The following is a 15,519-nucleotide window of genomic DNA, read 5'->3' on the forward strand; positions in this document are numbered from 1 at the left end:
TATCGAACCCATGCCCTTGCGTATGCGCATGCGCGTTCATCGCAACCGAGCCACTGCCGTCCAGGGAGCCCCATGGCGAGCGTCAATCCACTGTGTGAGCGCCTCGACATTGCCGAGCCTTTGCTGCTCGCGCCGATGGCCGGCGTGGCCGGCGGGCGCCTGGCCGCGGCGGTGTCGCGCGCCGGCGGGCTCGGCCTCGTTGGCGGCGGTTATGCCGATGTCGAGTGGCTGGGTCGCGAGCTCGCGCAGCTCGAAGGCCAGGCCTTCGGCGTCGGCTTCATCACCTGGCGCCTGGCCTCGCAGCCGCGCGCGCTCGACATCGCGCTCGCGGCGCGGCCACGCGCGGTGCTGCTGTCGTTTGGCGACATCGCGCCCTACGTGGGCGCCGTGCACGACGCAGGCGCTGTCCTCATCGCGCAGGTGCAAAGCGTGGCCCAGGCCCGCGCGGCGCGCGATGCCGGTGCCGACGTGATCGTCGCGCAGGGGGGCGAGGCCGGTGGGCATGGCGGCACGCGCGGCACGCTGGCGCTGGTGCCGGCGGTGGTCGACGCGGTCGCGCCGCTGCCGGTGGTGGCGGCCGGCGGTATCGGCGACGGACGCGGCATTGCCGCCGCTCTCGTGCTCGGCGCCCGCGGCGTGATGCTGGGCACGCGCTTGTACGGCAGTCGCGAAGCGCTGGCCCCGGCCGCCGCGCAGCAGGCGCTGCTGGCTGCCAGCGGTGACGCCACCGTGCGCGGCGCGGTGTTCGATCGCCTGCGTGGCTACGAGTGGCCAGCGGGGTATGCACTGCGTACGCTCGCCAATGACATGACCGCGCGCTGGCCGGGCGACGCCGCCGCGCTGCCCGCGGAGCTGGGCGCGCAGCGCGCCGAATTCGAACGAGCGATGGCCGCGGCCGACACCCGCATCGCGCCGGTGATCGTCGGTGAAGCGGCCGATCTGATTGCCGACCTGCCGTCGGCCGAAATCTTGGTGGAACGCTTGATGCGCGAAGCTCGCATGCTCCTCAGGCGCGCCCCGGATCTGCTGTAGGTGCGAGTTCATTCGCACACCCTTTGAACGCGCGAATAAGTTCGCACCCACATCTTTATCCGAGAGGACCCCTGCATGACCAACCAGGCCATCTGGACAGTCGACGACGTATTGGCGGCGGCACGGCGCGCCAACAGTGGCCTGCTGGTCGAATATCTCGGCATCGAGTTCACCGCCGCCGGCGACGATTGGCTGGAGGCGCGCATCCCGGTCGTGCAGCACAACAAGCAGCCGGCCGGCCTGTTGCACGGCGGCGCGTCGGTGGTGCTGGCGGAAACCCTGGCGTCAGTCGCCTGTTACAGCACGCTCGATCACGCGCACCAGACCTGCGTCGGTCTCGAGATCAACGCCAATCATCTGCGCGGCGCGCGCCAGGGTTACGTGACGGGACGCGCCACGCCCTTGCACCGCGGTCGCAGCACCCAGGTGTGGGACATCCGTCTGCGTGACGACGAGGGCCGCCCGACCTGCATTTCTCGTTGCACGATGGCGGTGCTGGCGCTGCGGCCGTGAAGCGCCTGCCTTGCAAAGCCGGGGCGCGCGCCGCATAGTGCGACCACGAGCGAAGCTAGGGGTGCTCCACTGCGAGGCGGAGCTGAGAACATACCCTTCGAACCTGACCCGGGTGATGCCGGCGTAGGAAAGCAGTGGCCCTCCTGGTGCTCAATGACACACCGCCGGCAAGCGCGCCGGTGCGCGAGCCTATGAGGTCCATGCCATGAATGCCGTTCCCGAGATCCCCTTGAGCCAATCCGCCGCCGTCGATGACGCGGCCGTGCAACCCTTTCCCCGCGCGCGCAAGGTCTACGTCACCGGCAGTCGTGCGGACATCCGCGTGCCGATGCGCGAAATCGAACAGCACGGCACGGCGGTGCGTAGCGGACTCGAAGCCAATCCGGTCATCACCGTCTACGACACCTCCGGGCCATACACCGATCCGCAAGCGCGTATCGATCTGCGTCTCGGCCTGCCGGCGCTGCGCGCGCCGTGGATAGCCGAGCGGGGCGACACCGAGGAACTCGGTGACCTGACCTCGCGCTACGGCCGCGCGCGCGCTGCCGACGCCAACCTCGCACACCTGCATTTCGCGCATCGGCGGCTGCCGCGTCGCGCCAAGGCCGGCGCCAACGTCACGCAGATGCATTACGCACGCAAGGGCATCATCACGCCCGAGATGGAATACATCGCCATTCGCGAGAACCTGCGTTACGAAGCGCTGGCGGCGGCCTGTGGCCGCCTGCACAAGGGCCATGATTTCGGCGCGGCGATCCCGGCCAAGGTCACGCCCGAATTCGTGCGCGACGAAATCGCGCGCGGGCGCGCCATCATTCCGGCCAACATCAATCACCCGGAAGCGGAGCCGATGATCATCGGCCGCAATTTCCTGGTGAAGATCAATTCCAACATCGGCAACTCGGCGGTCACTTCCACCATCGAGGAAGAAGTGGCGAAGATGACCTGGTCGACGCGCTGGGGCGCCGACACGGTGATGGATCTCTCCACCGGCAAGAACATCCACGAAACGCGCGAATGGATCATCCGCAATTCGCCGGTGCCGATAGGCACGGTGCCGATCTACCAGGCGCTGGAGAAAGTCGACGGCGACGCCGCCGCGCTGACCTGGGAGATTTTCCGTGACACCCTCATCGAGCAGGCCGAGCAGGGCGTCGATTACTTCACCATCCATGCCGGCGTGCGCCTCGCCTACATTCCGCTGACCGCCAAGCGCGTGACCGGCATCGTCTCGCGCGGCGGCTCGATCATGGCCAAGTGGTGTCTCGCCCATCACAAGGAAAGCTTCCTGTATACGCACTTCGAAGAGATCTGCGAGATCATGAAGGCCTACGACGTCAGTTTCTCGCTCGGCGACGGCCTGCGGCCAGGCAGCATCGCCGACGCCAACGACGCCGCGCAGTTCGGCGAGCTCGAGACGCTCGGCGAACTGACCAAGATCGCCTGGAAGCACGACGTGCAGGTCATGATCGAAGGCCCGGGGCACGTGCCCATGCACATGATCAAGGAGAACATGGACAAGCAGCTCGAGGTGTGTGGCGAGGCGCCGTTCTATACCTTGGGGCCGCTGACCACCGACATCGCGCCGGGTTACGACCACATCACCTCGGCCATTGGCGCGGCCATGATCGGCTGGTTCGGCACGGCCATGCTGTGCTACGTGACGCCCAAGGAACATCTCGGCCTGCCGGACAAGAACGACGTCAAGGAAGGCATCATCACCTACAAGATCGCCGCCCACGCCGCGGATCTCGCCAAGGGCCATCCCGGCGCCCAGATCCGCGACAACGCCTTGTCCAAGGCGCGCTTCGAATTCCGCTGGGAAGACCAGTTCAACCTGAGTCTCGATCCGGACCGGGCACGCGAATTCCACGACCAGACCTTGCCCAAGGAAGGCCACAAGCTCGCGCACTTCTGCTCGATGTGCGGGCCGAAGTTCTGTTCCATGCAGATAACCCAGGAAGTGCGTGACTACGCCGCCCAGCAGGGCATGAGCGAGTCCAATGCGGCGCTGGAGAAAGGCATGCAGGACAAGGCCGAGGAGTTCCGCGCGCAGGGCGCGGAGGTCTACCGGGAAAGCTGAGGTCGGGCGCGTCGCCGGCGTCAGGCGCCGGCGTTCAGCACCTCGTGCACGACCGCACGCAAGCGGCCCGCGATGTCCGGCTTGTGCAGCAGGTGGCGGACGCCGCAGCTTGCTGCCTCGCTCTGCAGCTCGGGCGTGATGTAACCCGACGCCAGCACCACCGGCAGGGCGGCGCGGATGTCGTGCACCGCACGCGCCACGTCCAGGCCGGACATCTTCGGCATGTTGAAGTCGCTGACCACCAGGTCGAAGCCCTGGGGATCGGCGCGCAGCGCCGTCAGTGCCGCTTCGGCGTCGACATGGCCCACCACCTCGATGCCGTCGTCGGCCAGCAGCTCGCTGGCCAGCGTCACCAATTGTGCTTCGTCGTCGATGTACAGCACGCGCCGTGACGGGCTCGGCCGTGGCGCGGCGCCGGGCTTGGCGTGCGTCGGCGCGTCGACGCTTTCGCCACTGACCGGCAGGTAGATGCGGAACGTAGTGCCGGAGCCGGGCAGGGAGTCGACGGCGATGGCGCCGTGGTGGGCGGCGATGATGCCATGCACCACCGACAGGCCGAGGCCGGTGCCGTCGCCCGGCGCGCGGGTGGTGAAGAACGGTTCGAATACGCGCGCGACGGTGGCGCCGTCCATGCCGATGCCATTGTCGGCGACGCTGAGGCACACCAGCGGGCCGGGGCCTGTCTCGCCGCGCAGGCCCGGCGGTGGGCCGTCGCGGCCGTCGTGCAGCGCCAGGCCGACCGCGATGCGCCCGCGCCGCGTGCGGATGTCGCGCAGCGCATGCCAGGCATTGGTGCACAGGTTCATCAGCACCTGGTGCATTTGCGTCGCATCGGCGAGCACGCTCGGCACGGCCTCGTCGATGCGCGTGTCGATGCCGATGCCGGCGGGAATGGTGGCGCGCAATAGCATCATCGTTTCGCGCACCACGTCGGCCAGCGACAGCACGCGCAGCTGCTGGGGCTGACGACGGCTGAAAGCCATGATCTGCTGCACGAGGTCGACCGCGCGCTGGCCGGCGATTTCAATCTGCTTGAGCTTGTCGCCAGGCGGCAAGCCGCGTTCGAGGGCGCGCTCGGCGAGACCGACATTGCCGAGGATCACGGCCAGGATGTTGTTGAAGTCGTGGGCGATGCCGCCGGCCAGCGCGCCCAGCGATTCCATCTTCTGACTTTCGCGCAGGCGCTCCTCGATGCCGCGCCGCTCATTCTCGGCGGCGTGGCGCGCGGTGACGTCGCGCACCACCGCCAGCGTCACGCCGGCGCCGGGCAAAGGGAAGGAATTCCATGACAGCAGGCGATAGCTGCCGTTCTTGCAACGGTAGCGGTTTTCGAATTCGATGACCGGCTGACCGTTGCGCAGGCGTTCTCCGGCGTTGAGCGTGGCCACCAGGTCTTCGGGATGGACCAGCTCCAGGTAGGGGCGGCCGAGCAGTTCGGCGCGATCCCAGCCGAGCACGCGCGACCACGCCGGGTTCAGCTGTTTGAACGCGCCGTCGATGTCGGCCACGCACAACAGGTCGAGCGAATAGTCGAAGATGAGATTGCGCTCGTCCTCGGCGAGGTGCATGGCCGATACGTCGAGCACCTGCGCCACGGCGTACATCGGCTGGCCGCGCTCGCCGCGCACCATCGACACGCTGAGGATCGCCCACACCGTGCGACCGCTCTTGTGTACGTAGCGCTGCTCGTGCTGAAAGCTTTCGATCTCGCCGCGCCGCAGGCGCGTGACATAGGCATCGCTGCGCTCGCGATCGTCGACGTGGGTGAGCGAGCCATAGGTGTGTCCCTGCAGTTCCTCGGCGCTGTAGCCCAGGATCTCGCACATCGCGCGGTTGACCTTGAATAGCGCACCGTTCTCATCGATGAAGCCGACGCCGACCGAGCTGTGCTCGAAAGCCTGCGTGAAGCGCGCCTCGCTTTCGTAGAGCGCCGCCTCGTCGCGCTTGCGGGTGATGGCGATGGCGGCGAAGCGCGCGGCGTTGGTGATGGTGGCGATGTCGTCATCGCTGGGCGCGTGGGCGGTGTTCGGATACATGCCGAAGGTCCCGAGCAACTGGCCGGCGGCGTCGCGTATCGGCTCCGACCAGCACGCGCGCAGGCCGGCGGCGAGCGCCGCCTCGCGATAGTCGGCCCAGCGCGGATCGGTTTCGATGTCGGTCACGACCACGCGCTCGCCGGTATGGGCGGCGGTGCCGCAGGAACCGGCGTTCGGACCGATGAATACGCCATGCACGGCGCGCACATAGGCGGCCGGCAGTGACGGCGCCGCGCCGTGCACGAGGCGCTGGCCGCTGTCGTCGAGCAGCATGATGGAGCTGCGTACCGCCGGGTTTTCCTGTTCCAGGCTGCTGACTATTTCGGTGAGGATCTCAGGCAAGGACCCGCGTCTGGCCAGCATGGAGGTGATACGGGCCTGGCTCGCGGCGCGCAGTTCGCTGCGTTTGAGCGCGGTGATGTCGATGTGGATGACGGCGATACGCCGTGTGCCCTCGACCTCGAAGGTGCGCACGCGACCGTCGTACCAGCGCCTTTCGGTGGGTGAATCGCTGGGGTATTGCACCTCGAAGCGCTCGAGATCGCCGGCCAGCACCGCGCGCAGGTTGAGCATGAAGCTGAGCGCCGCCGGGTCGTGTTCCGCGGCGCGCGCGTATTGCTCGCATACGCCCAGGTAGCTCACCCCTTCGCAGGTGCGGTCGAGCAAGCCGCCGCGCGTGACGGCGGTTTCGCGCCACGCGGCATTGGTGGCGATGATGGTGCCGCTGTCATCGAGAATGCAGATCGGCGTTACCCAGGCATTGAAGATGCCGAGCGCGAGATGCGGGTCGTCGCTGACGCCGCTGCGCGCCAGTGCAGGTCTGTTGACATTCATGTTGGCGTCCGCGCTTCGCTGCATGGCTGCTCACTCGCCGGAGCGGCGCAGCACCTCGAACACCGCGGCAATCTCGTCGTCGCCATGGCCGGCGGCGGCCGCCTTCTTGTAGGCCGCCATCAGCACGTCCGGCAGGCGCGTGTCGACTTCATTATCGTGGGCGAGGCGCTGGATATGGCGCAGCGCCGCGACGTGTGTGCTCATCGCGCAGTCGACGCCGCTGTAGTTCTCGCGGTCGATCATGGTGCGCGCGCCGTCGGCGGTGGCATTGAGCAGCGGCGCCACGGCCTTGATGGTCTGGAAGTACTGCGTGAGCGGCAGCTGTTCCGATTCGCACAGCGCCGCACCGTGCAGCATGGCGAGCGTGGCGCCGTAGTAGTACTCGAGCACCGCGCAGTCGAGCGTCGCCGCCGCGCCGATGGCTTCACCGACGAACTGGCTGACGCCGCCGAAGGTCGCCAGGGTCGGCCGGTAACGCTCGTAACGCGCTTCGTCGCCGGCATAGAACAGCACCGCCTGCGCGCTGCCCACGGCATTCGGATAGGCGACGATGGCGCCATCCAGGTAGTGCATGCCGTGCATGCCGGCCCAGGCGTCCATGGTGCGCGCGTCGGCCGGCGAGCCGCTGGTCAATTGCACCAGGGTCTTGTCGGCCAGTTCGACCTGTTCGGCGACTTCGTCCATGACCTCGATGCCGGCGCTGTAATCGCTCAGCGACAGCACCAGCAGTTCGGCCTCGGCGCAGGCCTGGGCGGCGCTACGCGCCAGGCGCGCGCGCCCTTCGAAGGCGTAGGCGCGGGCCGGATTGCGATTCCATACCGTCAAGGGCACGGCGGCATCGGCCAGCGCGCCGGCCAGCGCGCTACCCATGCGACCGAGCCCCAGCATGGCGGTGGCGGGATGACTCATGGTGGTTCGTCCTTGAGGCGCGGCGCTCAGTGGGTGCGTTCGTACAGCGTCACCACGCAGCATCCGCCGAGGCCGATGTTGTGCTGAAGCGCGATGCGCGCGCCTTCCACCTGGCGTGCGCCGGCTTCATCGCGCAGATGCCAGTTGAGCTCCGCGCATTGCGCGAGACCGGTGGCGCCGAGCGGGTGGCCCTTGGAGATGAGACCGCCCGAGGGGTTGACCACGTACTTGCCTCCGTAAGTGTTGTCGCCGTCCTCGATCATGCGCTCGGCGGTGCCGGGCGCCGTGAGTCCCAGGGCTTCGTAGGTCAGCACTTCATTGGTGCTGAAACAATCATGCAGTTCCACCACCTTGACGTCTTCCGGGCCGATGCCGGCATCTTCATAGACTTTGAGGGCGGCGGCGCGCGACATGTCGAAGCCGACGGTGCTGATGAGGCTGTCGCCGAAGGTCGAGGCGGTGTCGGTGGTCATGGCCTGCGCGGCGATACGCACGCGCGGCGTGAGGCCATGGCGCTTGGCGAATTCGTCGGAGCACAGGATGGCGGCGGCCGCGCCGCAGGTCGGTGGGCAGCATTGGAAACGCGTCACCGGGTCGCAGATGCTGGGGCTCTGCATGACCTGTTCGAGCGTCACGAGGTCGCGGAACACCGCCTTGGGGTTGTTCTGCGCGTGCTTGCGCGCCTTGACCGTGATACGGCCGAAGGTCTCGGGTTTGCAGCCGTATTTCTCCATGTACTCGCGGCCCGCGCCGCCGAATACCAGCGGCGCCATGGGCACGTCGCTGTCGCCGTACTTCTTCTTGGCCAAATCGATGAACTTGCTGAGCGGCGACGGGCGGTCGTTGTAGATATTGACCAGCGCGCCCGGTTGCATCTGTTCGAAGCCGAGCGCGATGGCGCACTCGACCATGCCCGATTCCACTGCCTGGCGGGCGAGGTACAGCGCGCTCGAGCCGGTCGCGCAGTTGTTGTTGACGTTGAACACCGGGATGCCGGTCATGCCGAGCTCGTAGACCACGCGCTGGCCGGCGGTCGAATCGCCGTACACATAGCCGACATAGGCCTGCTCGACGTCGCGGTAGTCGAGGCCGGCGTCGGCCAGCGCCAGCTGCCCGGCCTCATGCCCCATGACGGTATAGGGATCGGCGTTCTTGGGGGTCTTGAACTGCGTCATGCCGACACCGAGTACGTTCACATGCCTTTTCATCGCGAGATTCTCCGCTGGGGGCGGCCACCATGGCCGCGGGTCGAGAGCCAGCCCCCGATTATCGACGCGCAATCCCGCATGGCCAAGCGCCACCTGCTCAAGGCCGGCGCGCGGCTGTTAACATCGCGTTCGTCAAAGTACTGCCCGGACAGCCTCCATGCCCCATACCCGTAACGCGCTCATCACCGGCGCCAATCGCGGCCTCGGTCTCGAAATCGCCCGTCAGCTCGGCAGCCGTGGCCATCGTGTCTTTATCGGCAGCCGTCAGCTGGAACTGGGGGTGGCGGCCGCCGCGACCCTGCGCGAGGCCGGCATTGACGCGCGCGCCGTGCATCTCGATGCCGCCGACTCGGCCAGCATCGCGGCCGCCGTGCGTACCGTCGCCGCCCAGGTCGAGGTGCTGGACGTGCTGGTCAACAACGCCGGCACCTTCGTCGAGGCCTGGGGCACGCAGCCGAGCGCCGTCACCATGCACGAGATGCGCGCCACCTTCGACACCAATTTCTTCGGCGCCTTCGAGATCCTGCGCGAGTTCACGCCCTTGCTGGCGCGCAGTCGCGCCGCGCGCATCGTCAACATCGGCAGCGACATGGGCTCGCTGACCCACATCAACAACCCCGAGTCGCACGTGTACGCGGTGGTGGGGCCGGCTTACCAGGCCTCGAAGATTGCCTTGAACGCCTTGACGGCGCTGTTCGCCAAGCAGTTCAAGGACAGCCCGGCCAAGGTCAATTCCGCCTCGCCCGGCTGGTGCCGCACCGACATGGGCGGCGAGGGCGCGCCCTTGTCGGTGGCCGAAGGCGCCGATACCGCGGTGTGGCTCGCGACCCTGCCGGACGATGGCCCGACGGGCAGTTCTTCTCGGCCACGCGCCAGCGCGGCGCGATGGAGTGGTGAGGCGTTATCATGCGACGCACCCGCGCAACCCGGCAGGAGACCCGGTCATGAGCAAGCTACGTATCGGCGCCATCATGTTCGCGACCGATCAATCCATTCAGCCGACCGAACTCGCGCGGGCGATAGAAGAGCGCGGCCTCGATGGCCTGTTCGTGCCCGAGCACACGCATATTCCGCTCGACTCCCATTCGCCGTTCTTCCCCGACGGCAAACTGCCGCCGCCCTACCTGCGCACCTACGATCCGTTCGTGGTGCTGGGCGCGGCGGCCGCCGTCACCGAGCGCATCCACCTCGGCACCGGCATCTGCCTGGTCGCGCAGCGCCATCCCATTTCGCTGGCCAAGGAGGTGGCGACGCTCGACAGCCTGTCGAACGGGCGCTTCATCTTTGGCGTCGGCGCCGGCTGGAACAAGCCCGAGATCGAGAACCACGGCGTTGCGTTCGACACGCGCTGGCGCGTGCTGCGCGAGCGCATCCTCGCCATGAAAACCATCTGGACGGAAGACGAGCCGGAGTTCCATGGCGAGTTCGTCGACTTCAACAAGTTGTGGTCCTATCCCAAGCCCGTGCAGAAGGGCGGACCGCCGATCTGGCTCGGCGCCAATTCCAAGTTCGTCGCCGATCGCGTGGCGGAATACGCTGATGGCTGGCTGCCGGTCGGCGGTCGCCAGGGCGGCGCCACCATCGAGCAGTTGAAGGAGGCATGCGCGCGTCGCGGCCGGCGCTTCGAGGACATCACCTTGTCTTATTTCTACGCGCCGCTCGATGAAGCCCAGGCGCGCGCGCAGATTGCCGCCGGCTATTCCTACCTCGTGTTCGGACTGCCGTCCGACAGCCGCGAGCAGGTGCTGCCGGTGCTCGACCAGGTGGCGGCGCTGGCCGCCAAGCTGCGCCGCTGAACGCCACGGTCCTGCATCCCTTCGAGGCCCTGACGCCGGATTTCATCCTGGCGGCAGTGGAGGCGCAGGGCTATGTCACCGATGGGCGCCTGCTGGCGCTCAACAGCTACGAGAATCGCGTCTACCAGGTCGGCGTCGAGGACGGCGAACCCCTGATCGCGAAGTTCTACCGGCCGCAACGCTGGAGCGACGCGGCGATACGCGAAGAGCACGAATTCACTTTCGACCTGGCGCGCCAGGGCCTGCCGGTGGTGGCGCCACTCGGCCACGATGCCCGCCACAGCCTGCATCACATAGGCGAGCATCGCCTGGCCTTGTTCCCGCGACGCGGCGGTCGTGCGCCGGATCTCGATCGACGCGATGCGCTGACCACCATGGGACGCATGCTGGCGCGCATGCACACCGTGGGCTTCGGGCGGCCGTTCCGCCATCGACCGGCCATCGACGTCGAGACCTTCGGCGTCGAGAGCGTGGAGTACATCAAGGCCCATTGCCTGCCCGCCGACCTGCGTGCCGCCTACGTCAGCCTGGCCGACCACCTGCTGCGCCTGTGCCAGGAGCGCTTTGCGCAGTGCGAGGGCGTGCGCTGGCTGCGCGTGCATGGCGATTGTCATGTCGGCAACCTGTTGTGGCGCGACGATGCGCCGAACTTCGTCGACTTCGACGATGCGCGCATGGCGCCGGCGGTGCAGGACCTGTGGATGCTGTTGTCGGGCCATCCCGAAGAACAGCGCTCGCAGCTCGCGGCGATCCTCGAGGGCTACCACGAGTTCGGTGATTTCGATCTGCGCGAACTGTCGCTGGTCGAACCCTTGCGCACGCTGCGCATGATGCATTACGCGGCGTGGCTGGCGCGGCGCTGGGACGACCCGGCGTTTCCGCAGGCATTTCCGTGGTTCAACACCCAGGCCTACTGGGAGCGCCACATCCTCGAGCTGCGCGAACAGTTCGCCTTGCTGTGCGAGCCGATGTGGGCCGCCGATCTCTTGCACTGATGGCGCGACAGCGGCGCAGCGGCACAGCAAGAACGGGATAGTCACGCCGACGCGACGCTGCGTACCATCGTCCACGGCCCCACACTCCCGGGCCGTACCCATGCATGGGCATCGAGGCCCCGACTTCATGAAGCGCGCGATCGCGATGGGATGGCTGCTGGCCGTCGTGTTCTCCACCGCGGTCTTCGCGCAGGCCGAGCCCGCCAACGGCGGCGCCGCCACCGCCACCTTCGCGCGCATCGTCATCAGCGGCAATACCGCCGTGCCGTCGTCGGCGCTGGACGCCATCGCCGTCGACTACGTCGGACGCGCCATCAACGACGACGACCTGCAGGCCCTGCGCCGACGCATCGACGAAATCTATGCCGGCGCCGGCTTCCGCACCTCGCGCGCTTCCATACCCAACCAGGACATCGGCGGCGGCGTGCTGCGCATCGACGTGCTGGAAGGCGGCATCGAACGCATCGACATCGAAGGTGCGCGCCATGTCAGCGCCGACTACCTGCGTGCGCGCATCCAGGCCGGCCTCGGCGCACCGCTCGATGTCGATCGTTTGAACGACAACCTGCGCCTGCTGCTGCTCGAGCAACTGGTGGAAAATCTCAAGGCCGAATTCAAGGCCGGCAGCAAGCCGGGCCTGCAGGTGCTGACCGTGCGCGTCGAGGAAGGGCCGCGTTACAGCGCCGGCCTGCGCGCGGCGGACGATCGTTCACCCACCGCCGGCGGCGTGCGCGGCGCGGTCGAGACCGGCGTGCGCAACCTGTTCGGCCGCGGTGACGAACTCAACCTGAGTGTCGGCCAGGCCGCCGGCCTGCGCGATTTCGATGTGCGCCTGCGCGCGCCGCTCAACACCTGGGGCACGGAAATTTCGGCGCGCTACGCACGTTTTCGTTCGGAGCTGGTGGAGGAAGAGTTCGCGGTGCTGGACGCCGAGACCCATGCGCGCGCCGCCGAACTCGGACTGACGCAGGCGCTGTGGCGCAGCGGCGCGCGCCAGTTCGCCACCAGCCTGCGTTTCACCAGCCGCCAGAGCACCAGCTTCCTGCGCGGTGAGCCCCATTCCTTCAGTCCCGGCGCCGAGCACGGCAAGCTCGACGTCAAGGCCGCGCGCTTCGGCGTCTCGTGGCTGGAGCGCGGCCGCGCCGACGTGTTGAGCCTGCGCTACACCTGGAGCCTCGGCCTGCCCGGCCTGGGTGGCACCGAGCACCATGACGGCGTGCCCGATTCGCGTTTTCATGCCAGCCTGGTGCAGGCCCAATGGCTGCACACCTTCGGCCCGCGGCTCGGCAGCCTCGCGCTGCGCGGTGATTGGCAGGACGCCGCCGAACCCTTGCTGTCGATGGAAAAATTCGCGATTGGCGGCACGGGCTCGGTGCGCGGCTATCGTCGCTCGCGGCTGGTGAAGGACAACGGCTGGTCGGCCTCGGTCGAATACCGCCTGCCGGTGTTGCGGCTCGCGCTGCCCGGCGTGTCGCTGCGTGACAACGACGGACAGCTGTCGCTGGTGGCCTTCATCGACGCGGGGCGCGCGTGGAACGAACACGACGGCGCCGATGACCCGCGCACGCTGCTGGCGGCCGGTCCAGGCCTGCGTTGGGACGCGAGTCGTGAAGTGCGCGCGGAACTGTACTGGGGCGCGGCGCGCCGTCATTTCAACGCCGGAGAGGACGACGACATCCAGGACCAGGGCATCCATTTCGCGCTGAGCGCGCGGCGCGGCTTCTAGACGCTTTGCCGCGTGACGGCGGCGCGCGACAATCGCGCGCATTCCGGCAATGCATGAGGAGTCGCCCATGGCCACCTGGCTGTTGAAGACCGAGCCCGACGAGTTCTCGTGGCACGAACTCGAAGCGCGCGGCGCCGAGGGCGAGGTATGGGATGGCATCCGCAACCACCAGGCCGCCGCCTACCTGCGTGCCATGCGCAAGGGCGACCAGGCCTTCATCTATCACACCGGCAAGGAGAAACGCATCGTCGGCATCGCGACGGTGCTCTGCGAAGCCTTTGCCGATACCAAGGACGACAGCGGCCGCTTCGTCGCCGTGAAGGTGAAGGCTGACAAGCCACTCGCGACAGCGGTGACACTGGCCACCATCAAGGCCACGCCGGCGCTCGCCGACTGCGTGCTGCTACGCCAGGGAAGATTGTCGGTGATGCCGATCAGCGCCGCGGAGTGGAAGGCGATTCTCAAGCTGTCCGTGTAGGTGCGAATTCATTCGCACATTGGCGCTGGGCTTAAAGGTCAGCGGCGATTTTAATCAGCCGAAGTCTGACCCAGCGGCGGTCGGGGTCGACTTTAGTCACGCCGATGAGCGAATGAATTCGCACCTACAGGAGATCATTCGCCCTTTGCTTGTGCTTCTCCCGCTCCCGCAGCTCGCGCCGCATGATCTTGTGCGTGGTGGTCATGGGCAGGCTGTCCAGGAACTCGATGAGGCGCGGCACTTCGTGGCGCGCCAGGCGTTGGCGCACGAAGTCCTGCAGTTCGGCCGCCAGCTCGTCGCTGCCCGCGTAGCCCGCCGCCAGCACCACGAAGGCCTTGATGACCTCGGTGCGCACCGCGTCGGGCACACCGATGACGGCGACGTTCTGCACCGCCGGATGGCGCAACAAGGCCTCTTCGATCTCGGTCGGGCCGATGCGGTAGCCGGCCGAAGTGATGACGTCGTCGGCACGGCCGCGGAACCAGTAATAGCCATCGGCATCGCGCAGGCCGGTGTCGCCGGTCAGCAGCCACTCTCCGACGTATTTCTCGGCGGTGGCTTCGGGCCGGTCGAGATAGCCCAGGAACATCACCGGGTGCGGCGCCTTGACCGCGATGTGGCCGACCTCGCCGTCCGGCAGCGGTTGACCGGCATCGTCGACGATGGCGCAGGTGTGGCCCGGCAGCGGACGGCCGATGGAGCCGGGCTTGATCGGCATCACGCGGCCGTTGTTGCCGAGCGGCTCCATGCATTCGGTCTGGCCGAACACTTCGTTGATGCGGATGCCGAGTTCGCGCTCGGCCCATTCGAACAATTCCACGCCCACCGCTTCGGCGCCGGATTTCACCACCCTCAGCTTGAGCGGGTAGCGGGCGCGCGGATTGTCGATGTGGCGCATGAGTTTCAACATGGTCGGCACCAGCAGCGTGCAGGTCACGCCATGCTCGGCGAGGATGCGGAACGCGTTCTCCGGATCGAAGCCGCCGAGGGAGGTGCCGACCGTGGTGCAGCCATGCCACAGGCTCGGCAACATCACGCCGGCGAAACCGCCCATCCATGACCAGTCGGCCGGCGACCAGGTCACGTCGCCGTCGCGCGGAAAACCGTCCCACACGAATTCGAGGCTCGGCAACATGCCGAGCAGCAGGCGATGGGGTTGCAGTGCGCCCTTGGGCGCGCCGGTGGTGCCCGAGGTATAACTGATCCAGGCGGCCTCGTCGGCGCGCGTCTCGACCGCCGGACAGTGTGGCGAGGCGTGCTCCAGCGCGCGCCAGAAATTGTCGGCGTCGTGCGCGGCGTCGTCGATCAGGAACAGGTGCTCGAGCCGCGGGCAGTCCGCGCGGATGGCGCGCACCTTGTCGATGTTGTCGCTGTCGGTCACCAGCACGCGCGCGCCGCTGTCGTTGAAGCGATAGGCGAGGGCATCGGTGCCGAACAGCACCGAGGTCGGGCTCGTGACGAGACCGAGCTTCCACGCCGCGAGATGGGTGAGGGTGTTCTCGGGATGCTGCGAGAGCAGCACCGCCACGCGCTCGCCGCGTGCCAGGCCGCGCGCCTTCAGCACGTTGGCGAAGCGGCTCGCGTACTCGTCGAGCTCGGCATAGGTGTAGCGCTCGACGCTGCGATCGGCATGCTCGTAGATCAGCGCCACGCGTTGGCCATCGCTGGCCGCCCAGCGCTCGCAGCATTCGCGGGCGAGGTTGAGGAATTCCGGCACGCGGCCTTGCCAGCTGAAGGCCGCGCGTATGCTGTCGTAGTCACCGTCGTGATTGAGAAACATGGAGCCCCCCTGTCGATGGCGCGATTGTAGCGTTGTGGCGCACGCGTCCGCGCCTATCCCTTCGGGCGGTGGTGGCCCGCGCGGGCATTTGACAGAATGCCGGCACAACATTGTTCAAGAGGAGATCAC

At 67.5% G+C, this 15,519-nt stretch carries 11 protein-coding genes, 1 pseudogene and 1 riboswitch; of the genes and pseudogenes, 8 read left to right on the forward strand and 4 right to left on the reverse strand.

Annotation, left to right across the window (positions count from 1 at the left end; translation table 11 throughout):
- Positions 1-72: 72 nt before the first annotated feature.
- The 3 genes from IPM80_00860 (at position 73) to thiC (ending at position 3,628) form a co-directional block, all read left to right on the forward strand.
- Complete coding sequence (locus IPM80_00860; protein ID MBK8956994.1) at positions 73-1,032, forward strand: nitronate monooxygenase; 960 nt, start codon at positions 73-75, stop codon at positions 1,030-1,032.
- A gap of 75 nt (positions 1,033-1,107) precedes the next feature.
- Positions 1,108-1,545, forward strand: a complete 438-nt coding sequence (locus tag IPM80_00865; protein ID MBK8956995.1) for a hotdog fold thioesterase — start codon at positions 1,108-1,110, stop codon at positions 1,543-1,545.
- Positions 1,546-1,592: 47 nt separating this feature from the next.
- Positions 1,593-1,692, forward strand: a riboswitch (TPP riboswitch).
- A 58-nt stretch (positions 1,693-1,750) separates the two neighbouring features.
- Complete coding sequence (thiC, locus tag IPM80_00870; GenBank protein MBK8956996.1) at positions 1,751-3,628, forward strand: phosphomethylpyrimidine synthase ThiC; 1,878 nt, start codon at positions 1,751-1,753, stop codon at positions 3,626-3,628.
- Between the two features lie 20 nt (positions 3,629-3,648).
- On the opposite strand, the gene IPM80_00875 is transcribed toward thiC, so the two are convergent.
- The 3 genes from IPM80_00875 to IPM80_00885 are packed head-to-tail and all read right to left on the reverse strand — an operon-like array spanning position 3,649 to position 8,615.
- Positions 3,649-6,498 carry a PAS domain S-box protein gene (locus IPM80_00875; GenBank protein ID MBK8956997.1) on the reverse strand — a complete coding sequence of 950 codons (2,850 nt, stop codon included), beginning with the start codon at positions 6,496-6,498 and terminating at the stop codon, positions 3,649-3,651.
- A 30-nt stretch (positions 6,499-6,528) separates the two neighbouring features.
- The gene (locus tag IPM80_00880; protein MBK8956998.1) at positions 6,529-7,407 is read right to left on the reverse strand and encodes an NAD(P)-dependent oxidoreductase; all 879 of its coding nucleotides are present in this window, start codon (positions 7,405-7,407) and stop codon (positions 6,529-6,531) included.
- Between the two features lie 26 nt (positions 7,408-7,433).
- Positions 7,434-8,615 (reverse strand): lipid-transfer protein, encoded by a 1,182-nt coding sequence (locus tag IPM80_00885; GenBank protein ID MBK8956999.1) that lies wholly within the window; start codon positions 8,613-8,615, stop codon positions 7,434-7,436.
- 157 nt (positions 8,616-8,772) lie between these two features.
- Here IPM80_00885 and IPM80_00890 point away from each other — a divergent pair.
- The 5 genes and pseudogenes from IPM80_00890 (at position 8,773) to IPM80_00910 (ending at position 13,610) form a co-directional block, all read left to right on the forward strand.
- Positions 8,773-9,387 (forward strand): annotated as a pseudogene (locus IPM80_00890) (SDR family NAD(P)-dependent oxidoreductase).
- A 199-nt stretch (positions 9,388-9,586) separates the two neighbouring features.
- Positions 9,587-10,411, forward strand: coding sequence for an LLM class F420-dependent oxidoreductase (locus IPM80_00895; GenBank protein ID MBK8957000.1), 825 nt, complete (start codon positions 9,587-9,589; stop codon positions 10,409-10,411).
- Positions 10,408-11,406: a serine/threonine protein kinase gene (locus tag IPM80_00900; GenBank protein MBK8957001.1), complete on the forward strand. Its 999-nt coding sequence runs from the start codon at positions 10,408-10,410 to the stop codon at positions 11,404-11,406. Before IPM80_00895 ends, IPM80_00900 begins: the two co-directional genes overlap by 4 nt.
- Positions 11,407-11,533: 127 nt before the next feature.
- The gene (locus tag IPM80_00905) at positions 11,534-13,132 is read left to right on the forward strand and encodes a ShlB/FhaC/HecB family hemolysin secretion/activation protein (protein ID MBK8957002.1); all 1,599 of its coding nucleotides are present in this window, start codon (positions 11,534-11,536) and stop codon (positions 13,130-13,132) included.
- A gap of 67 nt (positions 13,133-13,199) precedes the next feature.
- Positions 13,200-13,610, forward strand: coding sequence for an EVE domain-containing protein (locus tag IPM80_00910; GenBank protein MBK8957003.1), 411 nt, complete (start codon positions 13,200-13,202; stop codon positions 13,608-13,610).
- Between the two features lie 124 nt (positions 13,611-13,734).
- Here IPM80_00910 and IPM80_00915 read toward each other — a convergent pair whose 3' ends face one another.
- Positions 13,735-15,390 carry an AMP-binding protein gene (locus tag IPM80_00915; protein MBK8957004.1) on the reverse strand — a complete coding sequence of 552 codons (1,656 nt, stop codon included), beginning with the start codon at positions 15,388-15,390 and terminating at the stop codon, positions 13,735-13,737.
- Positions 15,391-15,519 lie beyond the last annotated feature (129 nt).

It is taken from the genome of Pseudomonadota bacterium, assembly GCA_016719885.1.
In the GTDB taxonomy this organism is placed as follows: domain Bacteria; phylum Pseudomonadota; class Gammaproteobacteria.